Raw genomic sequence first — 23,526 nt, 5'->3', positions numbered from 1 at the left:
GAAGTCTCGGCGCATCACGGCTTACCGGTCGCGCGGCATATGATCGGACCGAGCTGCGGCATCGTCCGTGCGGTCGACGGGTCGAAGGCCACGTCGGCCGCGCAATCGGCGCCCTTACCGTGAATTGCGACCGTGTTCGTCGCAGACAACTGCTCGAAGAACGCGACGCCGTCATACCCGACGACTGCCGAAGCGCCCGTGTCCCTCACCGTGGCCACGCTGCCTGCCGGGACGGCCTTTCCATCCGTATCGACGAAGCTCACGGACGCGCCTCGGTAATGGCTCAAGCCGAAGCGCGCCAACACACCTGCGCGCCGCTGCGGCGCGACGTCCATCTGCGTTTTGTCGATCATCGCATCGGCGGGCAAGGCAAGCGGGTCGATGCCGAGCTGATTGCGCTGATACGACAACAGGTCCGGCACGAGCATGTACCCGCGGCTGTTGGTCGTGCCGACCAGGCGGTTCTCCTGCAACACAGGCACGCCGGCGACGCCGTCGGTTGCGACAAGCGCGAAGCCGTCGCCTAGCGAGCGCGAGGGCAAGACCGTGCCGTCCATCGCCACCAGCGCGCCCGCTGCCTGCAACGTGCTCGTTGTCGTGCCGTTGAAACGCTGCGCCGTCGCCTGGAAGTCGCCGAAGCTCGCACGATAATTCGCGCCGGCAAACGCATGGCGATAGTCCGCGCCCGCGCCGCCTTGCACGGCCCAGCCCCATCCGCCGCTGAAGTCGGCCGGGCGCGACGCGCTGATATCGGCTGTCGTGTGGCCGCCGGACTGTGAGACGGTCGCGCTGGCGGACGCGTTGCCGCCGAGACTTACCGTCACGCCGACCGATCCTCCATAGACGTTGCGCTGCAGGAAGTCGCGAAATACGCTCGCGAAAAGAGACCAGCGCCTGCCGAGTTGCGCGTTGTAGGCGAGCGTGACGACGCGCGCATGGCCCGAGAACGTATCTTTCGAGTCGATATAGCTGACACTCGCCGACTGAGTGCGGAACAGTGCCACTGACGCGGTCGCCTGATACAGATGTTCGAAGGTCGATGCCCCGTTGAGCGATGCGATGTCGCGGTAGCCGCTCGTCGCGCGCGTGCCTTGCAGATTCACCGAGAAGCGCGGCCCGATATATTGATAGCCGACGCTCGCGAGCGCACCCGACTCGCCATTCCCATTGCTGCCCGCCACCGCGGCGCTGAGCGTGCCCCGGTTGCCGATAGCCATCACGGCACCGGCGCCGCCGTTGCGAAGGTCCTTCGCGGCCTCGGCGTGCGCCTGAAGCGTGAGCGCGTCGCTCAGTCCATAGTTGAACGTGCCGCTGAATACGGGCGACGCGTCGTACGACCAGGACTGCAGCGTGTAGTCGTTGCGCAGGAAACCGAACTCGACGGAGTAATCGAAAAGGCCCTTGGCGAGCAGGCGGGTGTCCACGTAGAGCGGCACGCTCGTCGTCACACGCCGGCCCAGCGCATCGGTGACGACGACCTGCGCGACGCCCGCGCCCGTCAGGCTCGGCGCCTGCGCGATCTGGAACGGGCCCGGCGCGACGTTGCCGCTGTATTGCCTCAGCCCGTTGATATACAAATCCACCGCCGACGGCACGGCGGCGGAGCCCGTGAACATCGGCAACGGGAATGTGATGAGGTCGGGACGCAGCGTGAAATCCCGCTGAATCTGGATACCGCCGAAGCGCACCGACCGTGACCAGGGCAGGGATCCGGAAATGGCGTCGCCCATCGTCAGCGAGAAGAGCTTCGTGGCGTTGGTATAGGTCCAGTTGGTGTCGAGTCGCGTGTAGCGGTTGATGCCGGTGCCGTTCAGGTACGTGCCTGTGTTGTCGAACACGCCGAACGGCGAAAAAAAGCGCTGCTCGCTCCATACGCCGAACTGTTCGCCATGCACTTCGCCCGACGACCGCTGATAAGTTGCATCGTAGTTGAGGACGAAGCCCGTGCCCGGCGTCGCCTTCGGCACGACGGGCACGCGATAGCCGATCTGTTGCGCGATCTGCCGGTCCGTGGCGACATCGAGCACGGCTTGCTGGGCGCGCGCCACGTAGGTTGCATGCACACCCGGTATCGACGAGAGCGCGAGCCAGCCATCCGCGCCGGCTTTGACGTCATCGACGCGAATGCCGGCGTTGGTGAGCGATTGCGGCTCGGCGTAAAGCTCGCCGTCGCGCAGTTCGAAGCCGGAAGGTTCGCCCTGGCTCGTCCCGTTGACGACGATCTCGAGCACGAGCGATTCACGCCCGGAGGCCGTCGAAGGAACCGCTTGCGCAGGCGTGCCGCCGGTGAGACTCGGTAGCGCGGCCGGACTGCCGCCCGTTATGTCGATCTGTGCAATGGCTGGCTGCCCGATGACGGACAGTGCAACCACGACCTCGATTGGCCGGCATCGCCGGCTGTATAGCGTTCCATGTGCGTCGGGCGAATTGCTCACAGGCGCGGCCCCGAAGCGATTGAATCAGGGAGCGGCGTTGGTCATGAGCGGGGCTGTTACGCCGTTGCCGTTGACGGTCGCGGTCACCTCGCCGCTCCGTGCGCGTGCTGCGTGGCTTGCGTTCGAGAGCGGCCATGAACGCGCGCGGCCCGCCAGCACATATCCGAGCAGTCCCGCCGCGACCGGCACTTTCGCAGCGGAGATCGTCAGCGAGACGGCGCTGAGCCGTGCGTGAATCTTCCCGCTGTTCGAGACGCGGAGATAGGGCTGGCCGCTTTTTTCGACGATCGACCAGTGCAGCTCTGGCGGCGCCGGCTCGCCGGCTGGTGCGACAAAGAGCGGCACCGAGTATCGAAAGCGAAACTGAACGCCGTTGCCTGCATTCGCGCCTTCGGGCGGCAGTTCATCGATCAACAACCGGTATGCGCGTTCGTGCTCCGGCGCATCGCGATTGGAGCGAATCACGCGGATGACTTGCTGGCCGCCTGCAGGAATCTCGGCGATGGGTGGACTCGCGAGCAGATCGCGCGTCGGCGTGAGGCGCTCGTCTTCGTCGGCCTGGTCCCACGCAAAGACGCGCACTTGCGCATGAATGGCGGTATCGCTCTCGTTGCGCAAATTGAGCACCTTTCCGGCTTCGGTGGCGTCGAGCGCAATGGATACGGGCGAGATCTGCAACGAAGCGGCGTGCGCCGACGCTATCAGAAACGTCGGCAAGACGAGCAAGGCCAGTGTACGCAGTTGCCGCATGAGCCGCCTCCATTCGGGCGTCCTGTCCGCTTCAACTTGATATAGCGTGCGCGGCATTCGCGCAAGCGCCCCGCATGAGGGAGGCGCCTGCATGGTCGACAACGGTTGTGGGTCAGAAAACGACAGTGGCCGTGACGGTGGATGTGTAGGTGTCCGCTATGGGCGTGGCTTGCACGGGAACGCGGCCGAAAACGGGGATCGTCTGTGCGTTGCCGTTGCCGACACCCGAAACCGTGTCGCTGCCGACCGTTTGGCCCCAGATCTGAGTGCGCGAAGCATCACGGAAGAGGTTGTACTGCACGACGCCGGTGCTCGCCGTGTTCGTCAGCGTGCGAGCCGAGATGGAGGAGCCGGTTGCGCTGCCGGCGTCGAGCGCGACGTTGTACGGCGTGCCGGCCGTGCAGGTCACCGCGAGGTTGGCAGATTGGTCGATGTCGTTCGCAAGCACACCCGTCGAGCCGAAGTTGAGCGGGCTTGCGCTGATCGAGCAGTCATCCTGAATGGTCAACGTGACCTGAAAGGTCGCGGTCTTGCTGGCGGCAAACAGACTGGTGGAAACGGGAAGCGTGGCACCGGCGATCAGGGCAACGACTGCGGCTTTCTTGAACATGCTCTTCATGCTGAATCTCTCTCTGGTTAAGACGACGGGAACCTGTGCTGTCGCGGTCTGGAAGATCCATGCCGCGTCGAAGTGCACACAGAATAAGCAGAGAGAGTTTGAGAATGAATGAGACGGGTCTTAAATTGAGATGGCGCAAGTTTCGGTGCGGGCGTGAAGAACCGCGACGGATGCTCGCGTTCGAGGCGGCGCGAAAGCTCCGAAGCGCATTCCGGTGCGCCATCGCGTTTGCGTGTCCGTTGACGGTGGCTGGCTGTCGTGCGGTAGGCGATAGCATCGTGGCCTTTTTCGGTTTTCGATACGCTTATGACGCAAACTCGTATCCCTAACCGATTGCCGGACGATGCGCCGAGGGCCAGCGCGCACGGCACTGCGCTATGACAAGAAGCGCTACACGTAACACAGAAAGAGGGGGCGACGGTTCGCAGCCCGTGCGTCTTCTTCGAAGACCTGCGGTTGGCAAGAGAGATGGCGAATGAGCGCGGCGCGCTCGGCGCTACCGCGAATGCAAACCCGACCGACTGCGTCAATGCGCGAGCGTCAGCGCCTTCCCCAGCGCCGCCATTCCGAACCGTTGCATGATGAAGCTCTCCAGCACAAGGTAGAGGTCCGACTCGCGCGGCCGCGTGCCCCATCGGCTGTTGCCCGCGACCGACGCCACGGTGAACCACGAGTGCGGCGGGAAGAGTTCGACGCGCAACACGTCGCGCTCCAGAATCCGCAAGCGTCCCGTGTCCGGGCAAAACTCGGCGCTCACCGCACCGCCCGGCAAATCGATACTCACCGTCATTGCAATCGCGTTCATCGTCGTGGCCCCGTCTGTTTGCGTGCCGGCGCGTGCATGGCGGCCGGCCTTCCGTCATCGTATGGCGGGCGTGGCAAGCGCCACTGTCTCCCGCCGCTCGCAAGGCGCGTGATTGGCTCGCGTGCCGCGACGTCAGAACCGCCGTTCGCCGCCACATAGTCGCGCTGAAGGAGCGAGCCGGGACGGACGAGGTCGCAGACCCGTCCCGCCTCAGCCGCTACGGCCGCTTCAGCCGCCGCTACAGCCTCGTCAGCCGCTACAGCCGCTTTCGCCGCTTCAGCCTCTTCAGACGCTCCAGGCGCTACAGCTCCTTCATCCGCTTCAGCCGCTTCAGCAGAGATAGTCCGATAGGCATACAGTAACGAGGTTGCGCACCGGCGCCGAAGTATCGGCAACATCGGCAAGTACGGAGCAACGAGTGCGAAACAGCATGGCGAGCGTTCGCTACCGCACATAAACTGCTGCGCGCCTCGTGCGCATACGCCCGATTCGGCCGCGTCTTCCCCATGCGTGAAGGCGCCGGCCTCATGTCCACGCTTCAAACCTCAACAGGGAACGACCATGTTCAAAGCCTATTCCTATGCTGCGTCCGCCGCTGACAAGCCGCTCGGTCCGCTCGAAATTCAACGCCGCGAAGTCGGCCCGAACGACGTGCGCATGGATATCCTCTTCTGCGGCGTCTGCCACTCGGATCTGCACATGGCGCGCAACGAATGGGGCGGCACCAACTATCCGGTCGTGCCGGGTCACGAAATCGTCGGGCGCGTGACCGAAGTCGGCTCGGACGTGACGAAGTTCAAGGCGGGCGACATCGCAGGCGTCGGCTGCATGGTGGATTCGTGTCGCGTCTGCGCGGCGTGCAAGGAAGGCCTCGAACAGTATTGCGAAGGCCCCGAGAGCTTCGTGCAGACTTACAACTCGGCGGACAAGAAGTCGGGCGGCGTGACGTATGGCGGCTATTCGACGTCCATCGTCGTCGATGAAGCCTTCACGCTGCGCGTGCCCGAGAATCTCGAACTGGCCGCGGTCGCGCCGCTCTTGTGCGCGGGCATCACGACGTATTCGCCGCTGCGTCACTGGGGCGTCAAGGAAGGTCACAAAGTCGGTATCGTGGGTCTGGGCGGCCTGGGGCACATGGGCGTGAAGCTCGCGGCGGCGATGGGCGCGCATGTCGTGCTCTTCACGACATCGCCGAGCAAGATCGAGGATGCCAAGCGTCTGGGCGCGCACGAAGTCGTCGTGTCGAAGGACCCGGATCAGATGGCCGCGCACGCGAACAGCTTCGATTTCATCCTGAACACGGTTGCGGCTTCGCACGATCTCGACCAGTTCATCACGCTGCTCAAGCGTGACGGCACCATGACGCTCGTCGGCGTGCCGGAGCACCCGCATCCGTCGCCGTCGGTCGGGAACTTGATCTTCAAGCGCCGTTCGCTCGCGGGCTCGCTCATCGGCGGCATTGCGGAGACGCAGGAAATGCTCGACTTCTGCGGCAAGCACGGCATCACGTCCGATATCGAGATGATCCGCATGGACGAGATCAATACGGCATACGAGCGCATGTTGAAGAGCGACGTGAAGTACCGCTTCGTGATCGACATGGCGACGATGCGCTAAGGCGGCGCGCCAGCAAATGTCCACGAACGCCCGTCCCACCTCCGACACGCACATCTGGCGGGCGCCCGATCTCGGTGCGGAGCTGCTGCTCGGGCGCTTCGCGGACTTCGCCTACGACGTTCACGCGCACGACACCGCGTGTTTCGCGCTGCTCACGGGCGGCGCGATCCGCATCCGCATGCGCGGCACCGAGTTCGTCGCGCGGCGCGGCGACCTGTACGCCATCGACGCCGACGAACCGCACGCCGGCTGGCCCGTCGACGGCGACGGCTGGACGCAGCGCACGCTGTACGTGGACGTCGCGCATCTGCTGGAGTTGACCGGCGAGAAGCGAGCAGGCGGGCTCGTCGGCCCGATCATCCGCGATCCGGTCCTGAGCATGGCGCTTCAGGACGTGCATCGGTCGTCGGAAGTGCGCGGTTCGTCGCTGTATCGCGACGAGCGGTATCTGTCGTTCGCGGCGCGGCTCGCCGGGCGACACATGAAGCAGACAACGGCGCCGCGCGAGGCGAACGAGCCGCGCGCCGTTGTCACGGCGCGGCGGTTTCTCGAAGATCGTCTCGGCGAGCAACTGCGCCTGCATGAAATCGCGGCGGCGGCGGGTTTGCCGCCGTATCGCCTGTTCCGTGCGTTCAGCCGGGAAACCGGGATGACGCCGCACGAATACCAGCGGCAGGCGCGCGTGCGTCGCGCGATGGCGCTGATTCGGCGCGGCAATGCGTTGAGCGATATCGCCGCCGACACAGGCTTCGCAGATCAGGCGCATCTGACGCGCACCTTTCGCCGTATGCTCGGCGTGACGCCCGGCGCCTACAAGGCCGCGACGCGCGGCTGAACTTGCATCACTTCAACAGGCCGAGATTCGCGACGGCCTTGCTCACCGGCTTTCTGTCGCCGATCAGCGCGACGCCCACGTAGCGCAGCGCGTCGGTCGCGACCGTCGCAACGGCATCGCGAAAGGCGGCATAGTCCGTCGTCTGCTGACCCTGCTCGGGAAACGCGACGACGTCGCAATCGGCGGCGAGCGCCTTGCCGCGAATCGACGCGAGTTCGTCCTGAGTGGCCGCGAGCACCGCGATGCCGACCGGAATCAGCCCCGGATGCGCGACGCCGGACGCATCGACGAGCGGTTCTCCCACGAGCGCCGGGTGCCGCTGCCCGACAGTCAACGCCAGCACCGCCGCTGCATTCGCGGCTTTGCCGGCAGGCAGCGCGCGATCCACCACGATCACGCAGCGTTGCGCTCGCGCGCCGGCTTGTGTTGTCTCGTTTGTCATGCGTATCCCCGTTCGGTTTGCACAAAGCGCAATTGTCGAGGCGCGGACGGGCTGCGTCTTGAATCCTGTTGCACACGCGAACGCCGGCGAGCGAAAACCGCCGGCGCGACGTTCACGCAGCATGAAACAAAGTGTCCTGCCCCTTGCCCGCAGCGCGCAACGGAACGCAGAATCGATGATCGCCTGAGCCATTCATCGAGCATCCATGACAACCCGCGTCATCAGTTTCTTCGCGAGCCGGGAGGCACACGCGTCCTTCGAGAACCATCGGCGCTATTGCGCGCGCCGCGCGTACGCGCACGAGTTCGTCGACGCGAGCGGCATCGGCTGGGCGCATCTGCGCATGATGCTCAAGTTTCAGACGCTCTTGCGCGCGCTGCGCGCCGCGGCCGACGGCGATCTTGTACTGCTGCTCACGCAAGATTGTCTGATCGTGAGCGATATCGCGTGCGAAACGCTGATGGCCGATCCCGCGCGCGATTCGCTGGTCGTGTCGATGGGCGACGCGGAAAGCGACAGCGTGATCGGCGCGTTCCAGCTCTGGCGCAACACGCCTGCGTCGCGCGCGCTGGTGGAGCGGCTGTGCGCGGGCGCGCGCTTCGGCGGCGCGCTGGCGAGCGAGTCGGCGCTGCTGCGCATGACCGCGCCGCTCGGCTACATGACGCAGATCGACGGCGTGCATGCCGTCGTGCCTGCGGCGTGGCATATCGATCCGATGTGGGCGCGGCTGCGCGTCTTCGCCATCGCGCTCGCCGACATTCCCGACGCGCCGCCGAACCAGCCGGTCCACGCCGATCTGCGCGATCTTTTCGCGTCGCACATCAACGCCTGCCAGACGAAGGGCGAGGCGTATCTGACGCTGCCGCCGACGGACGCGGCGCACGACGCGTATGAGGCGCTGCGCCCGGATGCGCCCATCGCGCTTGCCATGCTGTACACGCCGAATATTCGCGCGTACGGCGCTATTGCCGAGCGCAATCTGCGCCGCTACTGCGCGCGCCACGGCTACGCGCTGCATCTGTACCGCGACGTCCCGCAGGAATCGCCGCACGGCGCAAGCGGCAACTGGCTGAAACCGTGGGTGCTGCGGCGTCATATGCCTCAGCACGAATGGGTGTTCTGGATCGACGCGGACGTGCTGGTGATCGACCAGTCGATGCTGCTCGAACGCCTGCTGGACAACCGCGACCGCCTGATCGCGATGGACATGAGCTGGCAGTTCAACTCGGGCATCATGGGCTTTCGGCGCACGCAGGCGAACTTCGACGTGCTGGGCGAAGTGGAGCAGATAATCGGCGGCGTCGCGGACAAGTCATCGACGTATGCGAGCGGCGGCGATCAGGACACGTTCATCAAGGTGCTGACGCGTCACGGCATGGCAGGCGATCCCGAACTCGTCGACTGCATCACGCTGAACACGCCGTATCAGCTTCAGCGCGCGGACAGTTTCATGGTCCACTACATGCACATGTGGCCTTCGCTGCGCGCGCTCGCGATGCATCACGGCGACCTCGCAAGCCAGATGCTGACCGAGCGGCGCGCATAGCCGCAACCGGCGTTTGCCGCGACGCAATATGCTGAAATGCCACAAGAACCTAGTCGTTACCGGCATTTCGGCCGGCGTTGCGTCGGCCGTGCGGCGGCATCCGGTGAAGTAAAATGCCAGCCTCATTCCTCTATACGGCGACGCATGTTGCGCAAGGCCTGGCGCGGAGAAGAACGCTTCTGGAAAGTCTGGTGGCTACTGGGCCTGCCGCTGCACCTCGCATGGTGGGCGGTCTACCTGTACCTCTGGGGCACCGGCGTCGCTCCCGAAGCGTTCCTCCTGATTACCATCTGGTTTTGGCCCGGCACGCTGGGCCTTTTCGCGGCGTGCGGCGCGCTGTATCTCGCATGGTGCACGGCGGCGTGGCGCTGCTCGGGTAACGTGGAGCGGCGCATGTGGACGTATGTCGCGCGGGTGCTGATCGGCGTGGGACTCGGCTCGTTCGTGACCGAATGCGCGCTGATTCTCGCCGCGCCGATCGTGTCCGGCTAGAGCGTGTCAGCCGACAAACCGACATAAAAATCTATCGAGCATGTTCAACGAATTCGCGAAGACCGTGCTCGTGATCGTCGCCGGGCTCTTTCCGATCATCAATCCGCCTGCGGTCGCGCTCGTCGTGCTGAGCATGCTGCCGCATATCAGCGATGCCGAGCGGCAGGAACTCGCCCGGCGCATCTCGTTGAACAGCTTCGTGATTCTGCTGGTGTCGCTCTCGGTGGGAGCATACGTGCTCAACTTCTTCGGCATCTCGATTCCGGTGTTGCGCGTGGCGGGCGGCATCGTGGTCTCGATGGCGGGCTGGAGTCTCCTGCAGGCGCCCGACGAAGACGCTTCCGCCGAGCCGACGCCTAAGCCACGCAGCGGCGCATCGCTGCGCGCGAAGGCGTTCTATCCGCTGACGCTGCCGATCACCGTCGGCCCCGGCTCGATCGCCGTCGCGATCGCGCTCGGCACGGGCTCGCCGCGCCACGGCTTGCAGCCGGTCCATATCGTCGGCGTGACGATCGGGCTCGTGCTGGTGTGCGCGAGCATCTACGTCTGCGTGCGCTTCGCCGGATATTTGGAGCGGCTGCTCGGCACGGTCGGCACGCAGGTCGCCATGCGGCTCTTCGCGTTCGTCATCTTCTGCATCGGCGTGCAGATTCTGTGGCTCGGGCTTTCGGAACTGCTCGGCTCCATTCATCCCGTCGTCAAATAGCGGCTGCTGTTCGTAAAAACCCCAAGCGACGCTTGTCGGTGATAACGCTACCATCGCGTGCATCGAAATGGTAACGCTACCATCAAGGAGACATCGCTTGGCCTACGACCCCACGAAACGCAAGACGCCAGAAGAACTGCGCAGCCATCGGTGGTACGGCGTGAACGACCTGCGCTCGTTCGGACACCGTTCGCGCACGGCGCAGATGGGCTATCACTCGTCCGATTACATGGGCAAGCCGGTGATCGCCGTGGTCAATACGTGGAGCGAGATCAACTCGTGTCACACGCATTTCAAGCAGCGCGTCGAGGAAGTGAAGCGCGGCATCTGGCAGGCGGGCGGCTTTCCGGTGGAAATGCCGGTTATGACGCTCGCCGAGCCGTTCCAGAAGCCGACGACCATGCTCTATCGCAACTTTCTCGCGATGGAAGTGGAGGAGCTGCTGCGCTCGTACCCGTTCGATGGCTGCGTGCTGATGGGCGGCTGCGACAAGACCACGCCCGGCCTGTTGATGGGCGCGATCAGCATGGACCTGCCCGCCATCTACCTTCCGGCCGGACCGATGCTGCGCGGCGACTGGAACGGCCGCACGCTCGGCAGCGGGTCGGACACGTGGAAATATTGGGCGGAACTGCGCGCGGGCAAGATCACCGAGGACGAGTGGAAGGGCGTCGAGAGCGGCATCGCGCGCTCGCCGGGCCATTGCATGACGATGGGCACGGCATCAACGATGACGAGCGCCACCGAAGCGCTCGGCCTCACGCTGCCCGGCTTCGCGTCGATTCCGGCGGTGGACTCGCGGCATGCGCAGTATGCGTCGCTGACGGGGCAGCGCATCGTCGAGATGGTGTGGACCGATCTCAAGCCGTCCGACATTCTCACGCCGAAGTCATTCGACAACGCCGTCACCACGGTGCTCGCGATGTCGGGCTCGACCAACGCTATCGTGCATCTGGTCGCAGTTGCGCGCCGCGCGGGCGTGCCGCTCACGACGGCGCGCTTCGACGAACTGTCGCGCGTGACGCCGGTGATCGGCAATCTGCGGCCGGCCGGCAAGTATCTGATGGAAGACTTCTTCTACGCGGGCGGCTTGCGCGCGCTGCTCGCCGAACTCGGCGGCTTGATAGACGGTTCGCAACTAACGGTCAATGGCGCGACGCTCGGCGAGAACATCGCGGGCGCCGAAATTTTCAATGACGACGTGATTCGCCGGCTTGGCAATCCGCTCGTGCCGAACGACGGTCTCGCCGTGCTCACCGGCAACCTCGCGCCCGATGGCGCCGTCATCAAACCGGCGGCGATGGAAGCGCATCTGCTGAAGCATCGCGGGCCGGCGGTCGTGTTCAAGGACTACGCGGACATGGCCGCACGCATCGACGACGAAGCCCTCGATATCACCGCCGATTCCGTGATCGTGCTTCAGCACGCGGGGCCGGTCGGTGCGCCTGGAATGCCGGAGTGGGGCCAGTTGCCGATCCCGCAGAAGCTGTTGAAAGAGGGCGTGCGCGACATGGTCCGCATCTCGGACGCGCGCATGAGCGGCACGAGCTACGGCGCGTGCGTGCTGCATGTGGCGCCCGAATCGTTCGTCGGCGGGCCGCTCGCGCTGGTGAAGGACGGCGACATCGTGGAACTGGACGTGCCCGCCCGCCGCCTGCATCTCGACGTCAGCGACGATGAACTCGCCGCGCGCAAAGCCGCGTGGACGCCGCCTAAGCGCCCGTTCGAACGCGGCTTCGGCGTGATGCATCAACTGCACGTCACGCAGGCGAACAAGGGCTGCGACTTCGATTTCCTCGAAGAGAAGACGGCCGCGCACGGCGGCGAGCCGGAAATCCACTGAACACGATCACAACACCATGACGACACAAGACATCGCCATTTCCGACGAAACGCTCGACTTGCTGCGCCACGTCAGCACCGCAACGCTCACGACGCAGCTCTTCAAACGCGGCCTGCGCAACGTGTTCCTGCAAGGCGTCGCGCCGCTCGTGAAGCCCGCGAAGGGCGCGCCGAATCTCGTCGGCCCGGCCTTCACGCTGCGCAACATTCCGGCGCGCGAGGACATCGATCACGTCGGCGTGTTTCAGGACCCTGACCATCCGCAGCGCAAGGCGGTCGAAAGCGCGCCGCCGGGCAGCGTGCTGGTGCAGGATTGCCGCGGCGATCGCACGGTGGCATCCACCGGTTCGATCCTGACGACGCGCCTCAAGGTGCGCGGCGTCGCGGGCATGGTGTCGGACGGCTGCGTGCGCGACAGCGGCACCATCGGCGACATCGGGCTGCCGCTCTTCTGCGCGGGCGCGAGCGCGCCGCTCAACCTGGCAAAGCATCACGCGGTGGACATGAACGTGCCGATCGCGTGCGGCGGCGTGGCGGTGTATCCGGGCGATATCGTCGTCGGCGATGTGGATGGCGTCGTGATCGTGCCGCGTCACATGGCCGAGCAGGTCGCGAAAGATGCCGCCGAGCAGGAACTGCTCGAAGAGTTCGTGACGACGCGCGTGGAAGCGGGCGCGCTGTTGCGCGGCACGTATCCGCCGAACGAGGAAACGCTCGCGGCGTATGCCGAATGGCGTAAGACGCGCGGTTGAGTTTTTAGGCGCGCCAGCAGGAAACGCATACGACAAGAGCGCGCTGCCGACCGCAGCTGACCGCCTCGCACTGGAGACATCGTGAACACCCGATCGCCGCTTTCCCGCAACGCGCCGCTGGCCGTCGACGAGCCGCGTCTCATCAATCGCCTCGCGTGGCGGCTGATGCCGCTCGTCGGGCTGCTGTATCTCGTCGCGTATATCGACCGCTCGAACATCGGCTTCGCCAAGTTGCAGATGCTCGGCAGCTTAGGCATCTCCGAGGTCGCGTATGGTCTCGGCGCGTCGCTCTTCTTCATCGGCTATCTCATCTTCGAGATTCCGAGCAACGTGCTGCTGCACAAGTACGGCGCGCCGCGCTGGATTGCGCGGATCATGCTGACGTGGGGCGTCGTCACGATTTCCCTTGCGTTCACCACGAACGCGACGATGTTCTACATCCTGCGTTTTCTGCTCGGCGCGTCGGAGGCGGGGCTGTATCCCGGCGTCATCTATTACCTGACGCTGTGGTTTCCGCAGCGGCATCGCGTGCGGATGCTCGGGTATTTCACGCTCGGCAGCAGCATCGGCAACATGGTCGGCGCGCCCATCTGCGGCTATCTGCTCGACAAGGCATGGTTCGGCCTGCAAGGCTGGCAACTGGTCTTCATCGTGACGGGCGTGCCTTCCGTGCTGCTCACGGCGGTCGTGCTGCTGTGGCTGCCGGCATCGCCGAAAAAGGCGCGCTTTCTCTCCGACGACGAAAAGCACTGGCTCGATGCCACGCTCGAAACCGAACGGCAGCAGGCGAAGAAAGCCGAGACGAGCCACGCGAACGTCATGCGCGTGCTCACCGAGCCGCGCGTGATCGGCATGGCGCTCTACTACATGATGCTGTCGATGTCCGTCTACGGCGTCAGCTACTGGCTGCCCACGCTCGTGAAGGGCTTCGGCGTCTCGAATACGACGAACGGCCTGCTGAACATCGTGCCGTGGCTCGCGGCAACCGTCGTGCTCGCGTGGCTGCCGGCGAAGCTGCGCGCGACGAACGGCTCCGACCGGCGCACGACGGTGGCGATGCTGGCTGCGGCGCTGCTCGGCGTCGTGTTCTTCCTCGCGAGCGTGTTTCTGCCGACCAACACGCTGCGCTTCATCGCGCTCTGCCTCGGCGCGCCGTGCATGTACCTGCTGCTGCCGTGCTTCTGGACGATCCCGCCGAAATTCCTGACCGGCGCGCGCGCGGCGGCGGGCATTGCCGCGATCAATTCGCTCGGCAACGTCGGCGGATTCATCGCGCAGAATCTGGTTCCGTGGGTCCGGCAGACGAGCGGAAGCGTGAAGGCGCCGATGCTCATTCCGGCCGCGTGCCTGCTGATCTTCGCCGTCGTCACGATGCTGCTGATGCGGCGCGGGAACACGCGCGGCGACGCGGCCGTCGATGCGCCGGCGAAGGCCTAGAATGGCGCGTTTTCTCCGATCCGCCTCTGACGCGCCAATCCATGCATGACCAAGCTCGCCGACCTCTCTGACGACGCCGCAAAGGCGGCCGCCACGCCACGCCGCACGCGCGGCACGCCGAAGGGCGTGCGCATCACGGACGTGGCGGCGTCCGCGGGCGTCTCGCCGATCACCGTTTCGCGCGTGTTCAACGCGCCGGACACGGTCGCGCCGGAGACGCTCGCCCGCGTGCGCCAGGCGGTGAACGAACTCGGCTACGTGCCGAACCGGCTGGCGGGCGGCTTGTCGTCGGCGAAGTCGCGGCTGATCGCGGCCATCGTGCCGACCGTCGCGCATTCGCTGTTCTCCGAAACCGTGCAGGTGTTCAGCGATACGATGTCGCGCGCCGGCTATCAGGTGCTGCTCGGCCTGTCCGGCTACAGCGACGACAACGAGGATCAACTGCTCGACGCCGTGCTGAGCCGCCGTCCCGAAGGCGTGCTGCTCACAGGCGTCGCGCATACGGCGACGCTGCGCGAGCGCCTGCGCAAGATCGGCATTCCGATTGTCGAGACATGGGACATGACCGACGATCCCATCGACATGCTCGTGGGCTTCTCCCACTATCGGATAGGCGCGGCGGTGGCGGAGCGCTTCGTCGCGCGCGGCGCGAAGCACCCGGCGCTCGTCTGCGCGACCGATCAGCGGGCGCTCGCGCGGCGGCGCGGTTTCATCGAGACGCTTGCTTTGCGCGGCATGCACGACGTCGCCGATGTGCTGATGCCGCCGCCCTCGTCGGTGGCGCTCGGTAAGGACGCGCTGCGGCGCATCCGGGAGACGGCGCCGCAGGTCGACGCCATCTTTTGCAGCTCGGACCTGCTTGCGCTCGGCGTGGTGTCCGAGGCGCGGCGGCTCGGTCTGGACGTGCCCGCGCGGCTCGCGGTCTGCGGCTTCGGCGATCTCGACTTCGCCGCCGACACGACGCCCGCGCTGACCACGGTGCGCGTCGATGGCAAGCGCATCGGCGCGACGGCGGCGCGCTGCCTGATCGACCGGCTAAGTGGCGCGGCGCCGGTTGCGCCGGTCGATGTGGGCTTCGAGATCATCGAGCGCGAAACGCTCTGAAGCCTCAGATTCCCTCGACGAACGCCTTCAGCAAGTGATGCGCGATGGCAAACGGCTTCGGCGCGCTGAGTCCTTGCGCGTGCGCGCCGTCGAGCATGGCGGCGACTTCATCGCGGGAGAACCAGCGCGCGTCTTCCAGTTCGTGCTGGTCAACGGTGATTTGCGTGTCCGTCGCGCGCGCGAAGCAGCCGATCATGAGCGATGAAGGAAACGGCCACGGCTGCGACGCGAAGTAACGCACGTCGGCGCAGCGGATGCCCGCTTCCTCCAGCACTTCCCGATACACCGCATGTTCGATGGTTTCGCCGGGCTCGATGAAGCCCGCGAGCGCGGAGTACATGCCCGGCGCGAATTGCGGCTGGCGGCCGAGCAGGCAGCGCTCGCCGTCCGTGACGAGCATGATGACGACCGGATCGACGCGCGGAAAATGCTGCGCGCGGCAGTTGCCGCAGATGCGCCGCCAGCCCGCGCCCGCGCTGTCGGTCGGATGCCCGCAGTTTGCGCAGAAGCGGTGCCGCCGATGCCAGTCGAGCATCGAGCGCGCCTCGCCGAGCGCGCTGACGAGCGGCGGCGCGACGAGCCCCTGCATCGCGACCGGGCGCAGTTCGATGGCTTCGACGGGCGTGCTCCCGAGCACATCCGCGGCGGCGTCGGGGGTCGTATCGACTGTGCAGGCGAAGAGCGCGCGCTGGTCCGCGTCGCGACCGAGCAGAACTGTCTGCAGCGGCGCGCCGAACTGCGCGGCTTCCTGCGCGACGAAGAGCGGATCGTGGCCGTCCGTGCGCTTGAAGAGCGGCACGTCCTTCACGAAGAGCAGAAAGCGGGTGGTGGCGTGATCGTGGAGGCTCGCGACGAAAGCTTCGTCGTCGCGCTTTTCGGACATGCGGTCAAGCGGATCCTGCGTGAAACCGATGGCGTGAGGCGGCGTGAGCATAGTCTTTTCGAGAGGCGGCGGCGCGCGCCGGTGGGGGAAGAAGTGGAGCGAGCATCGTAGCGAAGTTGGCGCATCCTTGCTGGCGGGTCGCGGGCGGCTGCGCCTGGCAAAACAGGCGGCGTTGTGTCAGGCGCGCAGGGTTGTCGATGTCGCGGCGTCGCGAATCTGGATTCGCGGCGATTCGGCCGCTACGCCGTGCGTTTCCAGGCGCGCGACGCCGTGTGTGCTGATTCCATACCGGCGCACGCTCGACGCATGGATGCTGCCCGGCCTCTCACCCTACTTATTGCGCGGCGTCCCATGTCATGGCCTCGGGAATGCGGATATGCGGCGATCCGGCCGCTACGCCGTGCGCGCCAATTCGATACGACTCCGCATTCTCGAAGCATCGATGCTGCCCGGTTTCTCACGCTGCACACTGCGCAGCGTCATGCGAATAGGGGCGCGACGTGCGGCGCGAAGACGAGTCCAGGATTGTGATCCTGATCGCCGCGTCCGCTCGTTCAATGGCTGAAAGCGCGATCCCTCCAGCCCACGCGCAACCTTCGCGACGCCTGACAACCAGACGACACCCCCCGACCTTTCGGATTATTCCGCTGGCGCGCGCCGACGCGCGGCTTCTAGAGTTTCGGTCCCCCAATTCGGAAAGGAGACGCTCATGGAATCGAATGTGACGGTGTCGGTCAACGAGAAAGGACACGCGGTCATCACTCACGCCTTGCCGCTCGTCGATTACTGCGTGAAGCGCGCGCAAACCTTACGCGCGATGGTCGAAGTCGTGAGCAGCGGGCAAGGCCATGCCGATGGCGCAAACCCGGTGTCGCCCGCGCTCGTCAAACCGCTGATGGAACTAATCCGCACGCACGCCGAAGAACTGGCGCCGCTTTTCCGGGCGCTCGACCAGCGCGCTTACGAAAAAGGCTTCGACGACGGACGGGACGTCAGCTTCCCGAGAAAGAAGGCGCCCGCACTCTCGAACGACGCTTCGCCGTCCGCCTGAGCCGCGCCATGCCCGCCGCCGCGCAAAAGACGCGAGAGCGGGCGCAGCGCGCCATGTCAGTTGCGCGCGGGGAGCGTCGTCGCGCTCACGCGCACTTCGCGATAGATCGCGTTCGGATTGAACGCACCGTGCGCGATCCGGCCCTCGCTTTCTGGACAAGCGGCGATGCGCCGCGAAATCACGCCCTTTACGCCCGACAGCACGCGGTCGCACACGCGCCCGAGGTCCTTCAGCTCGTCGCGGGTACTCGCGATGCCGTCGGCGCCCGCGCGCTGCATCGCGCGAACGGCGAGCGGATCCGTGTCCCGCGTCAACGCGACGACCGCTGCATGCGGCGCCTGCCCGCGCAGCACGCGCAGGATGCCGAACCGGTCGGCTGCCGGGCGCGCGTGCGCACCGAGCGCGCAGTCGACGATCACCAACTCGGCGTTCGCATCGCGCAGCTTCCACAGCAGCTGCGCTTCGTCCGTTGCGCTCGCGACCACGCGATAACGCTCGCGCGCCTCGAACCACGTCTGCAGTCCCAGAACGATGACCGGTTGCTCGTCTGCGACAACCAGTCTTATCTTGTCCGTACGTACCATTGTTTGCCTCGACCCAGTGATTATTTCGTCTCGACGCGAGCGGTTCTCGTGACTGCTTCTCGCCGGAACCTCGCACGGTAGCAAACGCCCGGACGCACCACAATGCGCCGTGCGGCGGCGCTGCATCGCACAACAAAATTTTCTGCTTCGGATGCGCGAACGTGTCGATTCACCGCCACGTCGCTCGTCGTCGCTATAGCCGGCCAGCAGCGCCGTCCGTTCGTTTCATCGTTCAAAGCGGAGTCCGCCCGATGAGCCTCATCCTCTATGCGCATCCTTTTTCGTCTTATTGTCAGAAAGCGCTGATTGCGCTTTACGAAAACGCGACGCCGTTCGCATGGCGGCCGCTCACGCCCGACGCGCCGCAGTCCATGCGCGAACTCGCCGAAATGTGGCCCATCAGGAAATTCCCCGTGCTCGTCGATGACGGCAAGCCGGTGATCGAAGCGACGGTCATCATCGAGTATCTGGATGTGTTCTATCCGGGCCCCGTGCGGCTTATCCCGGAAGATCCGCGCGCCGCGCTCGAAGTGCGGTGGATGGACCGCTTCTTCGACAATTACGTGGCCACGCCGCAGCAAAAGATCGTGTTCGACTGCATGCGCGCAGAGAACGAACGCGATGCGCGCGGCGTCGCGGATGCCCGCGCGATGCTCGACACGTCCTACGCGTATCTCGACCGCCTGATGGCGAACCGCGAATGGGCCGCGGGCGATGTCTTCAGCCTCGCCGATTGCGCCGCCGCGCCGTTCCTGTTCTACGCGGACTGGACGCATCGCATTAGCGACGCTTATCCGAATGTGATCGCGTATCGCGAGCGGCTGCTCGCGCGGCCTTCGTTCGCGCGGGCAGTCGATGAGGCGCGGCCGTATCGGCCGCTTTTTCCGCTCGGCGCGCCCGACCGCGATTGAGACCATTCTCAGAACCGGAGAAGAAACATGACCTCATCCACGACCCCACTCGTTGCGGCTGCCGAGCTGGCCAAGCGCGCCACGATGACATTCCCGAACGAAAGCGCCGAATACCGCCGCGCGCGCACCGCGTTGCTCGCGGAGGAAATCGAGTTGCGGCGGCACATTGAACGCGTCGCGCAAATGCGGCGCGCGCTGCCGCCCGGCGGCGACGTCACGGGCGACTATCGCTTCGAAGGCGAGCGAGGTGTCGTCGATATGGCGGGCCTTTTCGGCGACAAGACCACGCTCGTCACGTACAGCTACATGTTCGGCCCGCAACGCGAGCGTCCGTGTCCGATGTGCACGTCGCTGCTCTCTGCATGGGAAGGCGAAGCGCGCGATATCGAACAGCGCGTGGCGCTCGCCGTGATTGCGCGCTCGCCGCTGCAACGGCTCCTTGCGTTCAAGGAGGCGCGCGGCTGGCGCCATCTGAAGCTCTACTCAGACATCAACGGCAACTTCAGCCGCGATTACCACGCTGTCTCGAAAGACGGCGGCGACGAGCCGGCGCTCAACGTGTTCACGCGGCGCGACGGCGTGATCCGCCATTTCTGGAGCGGCGAGATGGATTTCGCCACAGCCGACCCCGGCGAAGATCCGCGCGGCGCGCCGGATTTGATGCCGCTTTGGACCGTGCTTGACATGACGCCGGAAGGGCGCGGCACCGACTGGTATCCGAAGCTCGAATATGTCTGATGTCAGGCGCGCGTTTCTGTGAACTTGAGTCATATCTGCGCGACGCGGGTCAACTGCCTCGGCAAGGCCGCGTTATGGGCGAGCCGGTTCGGGATGGACCGGCATTACGTGGAGAAGCTCGCTCATGGTCGCAAAGGCATGGATTCGCCGTTCACGCGTGGCCGGTGTCGCATCGGTCGGCGCATGGATGCTGCTGAGCGGCTGCGCGGCGCATCGGCCTGCGGCTGCAACGCCGCCGCCGCAGAAAAAACCGCAAGAGGAAAGCGCGCCCGCGGCGGCTGCGGCATCGGCTTCCGCGGTGGATGCGCCCGCCGCATCGGCCCCCGATAGCGCATCCGCGCCTGCACCAATAGCCGAGGATGCATCGCCCGCGTTCCGGCAAGTCGGCGAGGCGTCGTACTACAGCGGCAAGTTCCAGGGCCGCCGCACCGCGAGCGGCGAGCGGTACGACATGCACGCGCTGACGGCGGCGCACCGCACCTTGCCGCTCGGGTCGTATGTGCGCGTGAGCAACGTGTCGGGAACGAAGTCGGTCGTCGTCAAAATCAACGATCGCGGACCGTTCGTGAAGACGCGCGTCATCGATCTCTCGTTCGCTGCGGCGAGCGTGCTCGGCCTGCAGCAATCGGGACGCGCGCGCGTGGTGCTCGAACCGGTGACGCCCGTCGCGCTGGAACTCGCGCCGGCGCATGGATCGACGACGCACGCATCGGCGACGCACGCATCGGCGACGCACGCATCGGCGACGCACGCATCGGCGACGCAGGCATCGGCGACGCACGCACCCGCGACGCACGCATCTGCGACCCACGTCGCACCGGCCCGCTCGCGCGTTCGCCACGCAAAAACGGCGGTGAAGCCCGTGACGCTGCATATTTCGCACGTCCGGCATTGCGTGCCGGCTCACAAGCAGGTAGCGCACTAGCGCGGCGAAACGCGGTAACGATCCCGCACGGACGGATACAATGCGGCGGCGCGCACGGACGCGCTTGCCGAGCCATCCATCCGACACATGAATCCATCACCTCGCGCGTTTTTGCTTGGTCCGCTGCTCAAGCGCGTCTCGCGGTCTTTCTATCTGACGCTGCGCATCCTGCCGCCCGGCATGCGCGACCCCATCGGACTCGCATATCTCCTTGCGCGTGCGGCCGATACCATCGCGGATACGTCGCTGGTAGCGCCCGGGCGTCGTCTGGAACTGCTGCTGTCGCTGCGCGCGCAGGTGAACGGCGAAGCGGACGACGGCGCGCTCGCCCGAATCGAAAGCGAAGTGGCCGGACAGCAGGCGCAGCCCGACGAACGCACGCTGCTGGAATCGCTGGGCGACGCGCTCGCCATCCTGCGCGAACTGAACGCCGCCGACCGCGCCGCCGTGCGCGATATCGTCACGACGCTGACCACCGGCATGGAATTCGACCTGCGCACGTTCCCCGACGAAACGTCGGGCCAGGTGACGGCGCTGCAACGCTTCGACGAACTGGATCGCTACACGTACCTCGTCGCGGGATGCGTCGGTGAGTTCTGGACGAAGATGACTTACGCGCATAGCCCCGGCACGCTGAAGGCCGCGCCCGACGCAATGCTTGCGCGCGGCGTGCGCTTTGGCAAGGCATTGCAGATGACCAACGTGCTGCGCGATTGCGCGCGCGATCTGCGCATCGGCCGATGCTATCTGCCCGCCGACATGCTCGCGCGTCATGGTCTCGCGCCCGCCGATCTTTTCAATGCAAGCGCTTCTACGCGTGCGCGCCCGGTGCTCGCCGACCTGTTGCGCAGCACGCTTTCGTTGTACCGCGACGCGCTCGACTACACCTTCGCCATTCCCGCGAGCGCCGTGCGGTTGCGGCTCGCGTGCCTGTGGCCGATCATGATCGGCCTCGAGACGCTCGCGCTGCTCGCGCGAAACGACGCGTGGCTCGACCCCGCGCACGTCTCGAAGATTCGCCGCAACGACGTGTATCGGATCATGGCGGCGTCGCTGCCGCTCGTGGCATCGAACGGATTGCTGCGCGCGTGGGCGTCGCGCCGCGTGCGCGCCATCGAAGCCGAACTCAGCGCCGCAACTCCGCGATGATGCGCTCGGCCAGAAAATCGCACGGCGGACGCTTCGACGCCGCACTGCGCGCGAGCACCACTTCCAGCGCGGCGATTTCCGGCAGACCGTGCGCCTGCCCGAGCAGCGTGAACCGCGACGGCACCGCGCATTTCGCGAGCGGCGCAACGGCGAGTCCCGCTTCGACCATCGTCAGAAGACCGAGCAGGCTCGGACTCTCGTAAGACGTGCGATAGCCAATGCGCGCCCGCTCCAGACTGTGGATGGCGTTTTCGCGTGCGACGCTGCCCGGGAGAAACACCGCGATGGGGAGCGGCCGCTCGCGCCAGATCTCGTTTGCGCTGGGCGCGGCGGCCCACACCATCGGCTCGTGACGCAGAAATTCGCCCGTGATTCCCTTGATGCGCGTCGCGCAGACCAGATCGACCGCGCCGTCTTTCAGCATGGGCGCAAGCGCTGCGCTCGGCAGGCCGACCACCTGAATCTCGACTTTCGGATACGTCGCGGAGAACTTCTTGAGAATTGGCGGAAAGAGCGACGACGCGTAGTCGTCCGGCACGCCGATCACCACGCGCCCAGTCACGTCCGGCCGCACGACCGCCGCCCACGCCTCGTCGCGCAGCGCGATCATGCGGCGCGCGTAGGTCAGCAGCACTTCGCCGTCCTGCGTCGGCACGACACTGCGCGGCTTGCGCACGAACAGCGCCTTGCCGAGCGCGTTTTCCAGCGTCTTGATCTGCATGCTGACGGCCGACTGAGACCGATGCACGAGTTCGGCCGCGCGGCTGATGTTGCCGGTATCGGCGACGGCGACGATCATCGCGAGGACATCGAGGTCGAGGGCTTTCACGTCGGGACGCATTCGCTATAAGAAAAGCTGAATGATTCTATCAATATTATGCGATTTTCTTTTGAATAGGCGCGGCGCATAGTGCAGGAAAGGAGCTTACCGATGAACGCGCGTACCGATCCCGCCGTGCTGGCCGCAGTGCGAACCTTGCCCGAACCGTCTTTTGCGACGGTGGCCTCGGGGATTTCGGTGCCTTACGTCGAGTGCGGCGAAGGCGAGCCGTTGCTGTTCATTCACGGTTCGCTGTGCGACTTTCGCTGGTGGACCGCGCAACTCGCGCCGCTCGGCGAGCATTTCCGCTGCATCGCGCCGAGCCTCAGCCACTACTGGCCCGCCGTCGACGCCTACGTGCAGGGCGAGTTCGGCTGGGACGCGCACGTTGCGGAGATGGCGGAGTTCATCGCCGCTTTGGATCTCGCGCCGGTGCATCTCGTCGGGCATTCGCGCGGCGGCTGCATCGCGTTTCATCTGGCGCGTGAGTATCCGCGGCTCGTCAAGACGCTGACGCTCGCGGACCCGGGCGGCCCGCTGCAAACGTCGCCGCCCGCCGCGCCCGCAGCGCCCGCCACGCTGCCGCCCGCGACCAACGCGTTGCGCACGCGCGTCGCGGAGCTGATCGAGGCAGGCGAGTTCGACGCGGGCCTCGAAATGTTCGTCGATTCGGTCAGCATGCCGGGCTTCTGGCGCAAGAGCACGGAGAGCTTCCGGCGCATGGCGCTCGATAACGCCCTCACGCTGCCCAAGCAGTTTCGCGATCCGCTGCCCGCATACACGCGCGAGGCGGCGCGCGACATCAAGTGCCGCACGCTCCTCATCGACGGGCAGAAAAGTCCGCGCATGTTCCGCAATAACGTCGAAAAGCTCGAAGAATGGATCGAGTTCGCGCAACGGGAGACGATCGCGGGGGCGTCGCACGGGATGAATGTCGCGAGTCCCGGCGCCTTCAATCGCGCGGTGCGCGCGTTTGCGGCGGCGTGGTGAAAGGCTCAGACGAACGGTCGTGCTGACGGGCGCCTCTCGCGCGTCTCGTCGTACTTTTTGTTTCGCGTGTTGTGGCAGGACAACGGAAAACGC

Annotated in this window: 22 protein-coding genes and 2 pseudogenes; 15 read left to right on the top strand and 9 right to left on the bottom strand. The window is 65.7% G+C overall.

Annotation, left to right across the window (positions count from 1 at the left end; translation table 11 throughout):
- Nucleotides 1-14: 14 nt before the first annotated feature.
- The 4 genes from P9239_RS21705 to P9239_RS21690 form a co-directional block, all read right to left on the bottom strand.
- Nucleotides 15-2,372 carry a fimbria/pilus outer membrane usher protein gene (locus P9239_RS21705; protein ID WP_309754700.1) on the bottom strand — a complete coding sequence of 786 codons (2,358 nt, stop codon included), beginning with the start codon at nucleotides 2,370-2,372 and terminating at the stop codon, nucleotides 15-17.
- 87 nt (nucleotides 2,373-2,459) lie between these two features.
- A complete protein-coding gene (locus P9239_RS21700; protein WP_309754699.1) occupies nucleotides 2,460-3,185 on the bottom strand; it encodes a molecular chaperone in 726 nt (241 codons plus the stop codon).
- Nucleotides 3,186-3,297: 112 nt separating this feature from the next.
- A complete protein-coding gene (locus P9239_RS21695; RefSeq protein ID WP_309755555.1) occupies nucleotides 3,298-3,804 on the bottom strand; it encodes a spore coat U domain-containing protein in 507 nt (168 codons plus the stop codon).
- A gap of 526 nt (nucleotides 3,805-4,330) precedes the next feature.
- Nucleotides 4,331-4,609, bottom strand: coding sequence for a hypothetical protein (locus P9239_RS21690; protein ID WP_309754697.1), 279 nt, complete (start codon nucleotides 4,607-4,609; stop codon nucleotides 4,331-4,333).
- Nucleotides 4,610-5,170: 561 nt separating this feature from the next.
- Between P9239_RS21690 and P9239_RS21685 the strand changes: the two genes are divergently transcribed.
- Both P9239_RS21685 and P9239_RS21680 read left to right on the top strand, forming a co-directional pair.
- Nucleotides 5,171-6,226 (top strand): NAD(P)-dependent alcohol dehydrogenase, encoded by a 1,056-nt coding sequence (locus P9239_RS21685; protein ID WP_309754695.1) that lies wholly within the window; start codon nucleotides 5,171-5,173, stop codon nucleotides 6,224-6,226.
- A 16-nt stretch (nucleotides 6,227-6,242) separates the two neighbouring features.
- The gene (locus P9239_RS21680; protein ID WP_309754693.1) at nucleotides 6,243-7,061 is read left to right on the top strand and encodes an AraC family transcriptional regulator; all 819 of its coding nucleotides are present in this window, start codon (nucleotides 6,243-6,245) and stop codon (nucleotides 7,059-7,061) included.
- A 7-nt stretch (nucleotides 7,062-7,068) separates the two neighbouring features.
- Here the strand turns inward: P9239_RS21680 and P9239_RS21675 are convergent, their stop codons facing one another.
- A complete protein-coding gene (locus P9239_RS21675) occupies nucleotides 7,069-7,503 on the bottom strand; it encodes a DUF2000 domain-containing protein (protein WP_309754692.1) in 435 nt (144 codons plus the stop codon).
- A gap of 205 nt (nucleotides 7,504-7,708) precedes the next feature.
- Here P9239_RS21675 and P9239_RS21670 point away from each other — a divergent pair, with 205 nt between their 5' ends.
- The 7 genes from P9239_RS21670 (at nucleotide 7,709) to P9239_RS21640 (ending at nucleotide 15,382) form a co-directional block, all read left to right on the top strand.
- Nucleotides 7,709-9,049 carry a hypothetical protein gene (locus tag P9239_RS21670; protein ID WP_309754690.1) on the top strand — a complete coding sequence of 447 codons (1,341 nt, stop codon included), beginning with the start codon at nucleotides 7,709-7,711 and terminating at the stop codon, nucleotides 9,047-9,049.
- Nucleotides 9,050-9,193: 144 nt separating this feature from the next.
- Nucleotides 9,194-9,541 (top strand): hypothetical protein, encoded by a 348-nt coding sequence (locus P9239_RS21665; protein WP_309754688.1) that lies wholly within the window; start codon nucleotides 9,194-9,196, stop codon nucleotides 9,539-9,541.
- A 40-nt stretch (nucleotides 9,542-9,581) separates the two neighbouring features.
- Nucleotides 9,582-10,247, top strand: coding sequence for a MarC family protein (locus tag P9239_RS21660; RefSeq protein WP_309754686.1), 666 nt, complete (start codon nucleotides 9,582-9,584; stop codon nucleotides 10,245-10,247).
- 97 nt (nucleotides 10,248-10,344) lie between these two features.
- Nucleotides 10,345-12,090, top strand: a complete 1,746-nt coding sequence (gene araD, locus P9239_RS21655) for an L-arabinonate dehydratase (protein ID WP_309754685.1) — start codon at nucleotides 10,345-10,347, stop codon at nucleotides 12,088-12,090.
- A 16-nt stretch (nucleotides 12,091-12,106) separates the two neighbouring features.
- A complete protein-coding gene (locus P9239_RS21650) occupies nucleotides 12,107-12,841 on the top strand; it encodes a ribonuclease activity regulator RraA (RefSeq protein WP_309754684.1) in 735 nt (244 codons plus the stop codon).
- A gap of 165 nt (nucleotides 12,842-13,006) precedes the next feature.
- Nucleotides 13,007-14,278, top strand: a complete 1,272-nt coding sequence (locus P9239_RS21645; protein ID WP_309755552.1) for an MFS transporter — start codon at nucleotides 13,007-13,009, stop codon at nucleotides 14,276-14,278.
- A gap of 45 nt (nucleotides 14,279-14,323) precedes the next feature.
- Nucleotides 14,324-15,382, top strand: a complete 1,059-nt coding sequence (locus tag P9239_RS21640; RefSeq protein WP_309754683.1) for a LacI family DNA-binding transcriptional regulator — start codon at nucleotides 14,324-14,326, stop codon at nucleotides 15,380-15,382.
- A 4-nt stretch (nucleotides 15,383-15,386) separates the two neighbouring features.
- Here the strand turns inward: P9239_RS21640 and nudC are convergent, their stop codons facing one another.
- A complete protein-coding gene (gene nudC / locus P9239_RS21635; protein WP_309754682.1) occupies nucleotides 15,387-16,316 on the bottom strand; it encodes an NAD(+) diphosphatase in 930 nt (309 codons plus the stop codon).
- A 658-nt stretch (nucleotides 16,317-16,974) separates the two neighbouring features.
- Between nudC and P9239_RS21630 the strand changes: the two genes are divergently transcribed.
- Nucleotides 16,975-17,316 carry a hypothetical protein gene (locus tag P9239_RS21630; protein WP_309754680.1) on the top strand — a complete coding sequence of 114 codons (342 nt, stop codon included), beginning with the start codon at nucleotides 16,975-16,977 and terminating at the stop codon, nucleotides 17,314-17,316.
- 56 nt (nucleotides 17,317-17,372) lie between these two features.
- On the opposite strand, the gene P9239_RS21625 is transcribed toward P9239_RS21630, so the two are convergent.
- Complete coding sequence (locus P9239_RS21625; RefSeq protein WP_309754678.1) at nucleotides 17,373-17,900, bottom strand: response regulator; 528 nt, start codon at nucleotides 17,898-17,900, stop codon at nucleotides 17,373-17,375.
- A gap of 251 nt (nucleotides 17,901-18,151) precedes the next feature.
- Between P9239_RS21625 and P9239_RS21620 the strand changes: the two genes are divergently transcribed.
- From P9239_RS21620 to P9239_RS21610, 3 genes and pseudogenes are all read left to right on the top strand, one after another.
- A complete protein-coding gene (locus P9239_RS21620; protein WP_309754675.1) occupies nucleotides 18,152-18,811 on the top strand; it encodes a glutathione S-transferase family protein in 660 nt (219 codons plus the stop codon).
- A gap of 27 nt (nucleotides 18,812-18,838) precedes the next feature.
- Nucleotides 18,839-19,549: a DUF899 family protein gene (locus P9239_RS21615; protein WP_309754674.1), complete on the top strand. Its 711-nt coding sequence runs from the start codon at nucleotides 18,839-18,841 to the stop codon at nucleotides 19,547-19,549.
- Nucleotides 19,550-19,673: 124 nt separating this feature from the next.
- Nucleotides 19,674-20,264 (top strand): annotated as a pseudogene (locus P9239_RS21610) (septal ring lytic transglycosylase RlpA family protein); the annotation flags it as partial.
- A gap of 29 nt (nucleotides 20,265-20,293) precedes the next feature.
- Here P9239_RS21610 and P9239_RS23460 read toward each other — a convergent pair.
- Nucleotides 20,294-20,425: pseudogene (locus tag P9239_RS23460) on the bottom strand (hypothetical protein); the annotation flags it as partial.
- A gap of 136 nt (nucleotides 20,426-20,561) precedes the next feature.
- Between P9239_RS23460 and P9239_RS21605 the strand changes: the two are divergent.
- The gene (locus P9239_RS21605) at nucleotides 20,562-21,623 is read left to right on the top strand and encodes a phytoene/squalene synthase family protein (protein ID WP_309754671.1); all 1,062 of its coding nucleotides are present in this window, start codon (nucleotides 20,562-20,564) and stop codon (nucleotides 21,621-21,623) included.
- On the opposite strand, the gene P9239_RS21600 is transcribed toward P9239_RS21605, so the two are convergent.
- Nucleotides 21,601-22,464 (bottom strand): LysR substrate-binding domain-containing protein, encoded by an 864-nt coding sequence (locus P9239_RS21600; protein ID WP_309754669.1) that lies wholly within the window; start codon nucleotides 22,462-22,464, stop codon nucleotides 21,601-21,603. The genes P9239_RS21605 and P9239_RS21600 overlap by 23 nt on opposite strands.
- Before the next feature lie 90 nt (nucleotides 22,465-22,554).
- On the opposite strand from P9239_RS21600, the gene P9239_RS21595 reads away from it, so the two are divergent.
- Nucleotides 22,555-23,433 (top strand): alpha/beta hydrolase, encoded by an 879-nt coding sequence (locus P9239_RS21595; protein ID WP_309754667.1) that lies wholly within the window; start codon nucleotides 22,555-22,557, stop codon nucleotides 23,431-23,433.
- Nucleotides 23,434-23,526 lie beyond the last annotated feature (93 nt).

This window comes from Caballeronia sp. LZ062, from assembly GCF_031450785.1.
Lineage (GTDB): Bacteria > Pseudomonadota > Gammaproteobacteria > Burkholderiales > Burkholderiaceae > Caballeronia.
The sequence above is the reverse complement of the archived record's forward strand: the minus strand, read 5'-3'. Positions and strand labels throughout refer to the sequence as shown.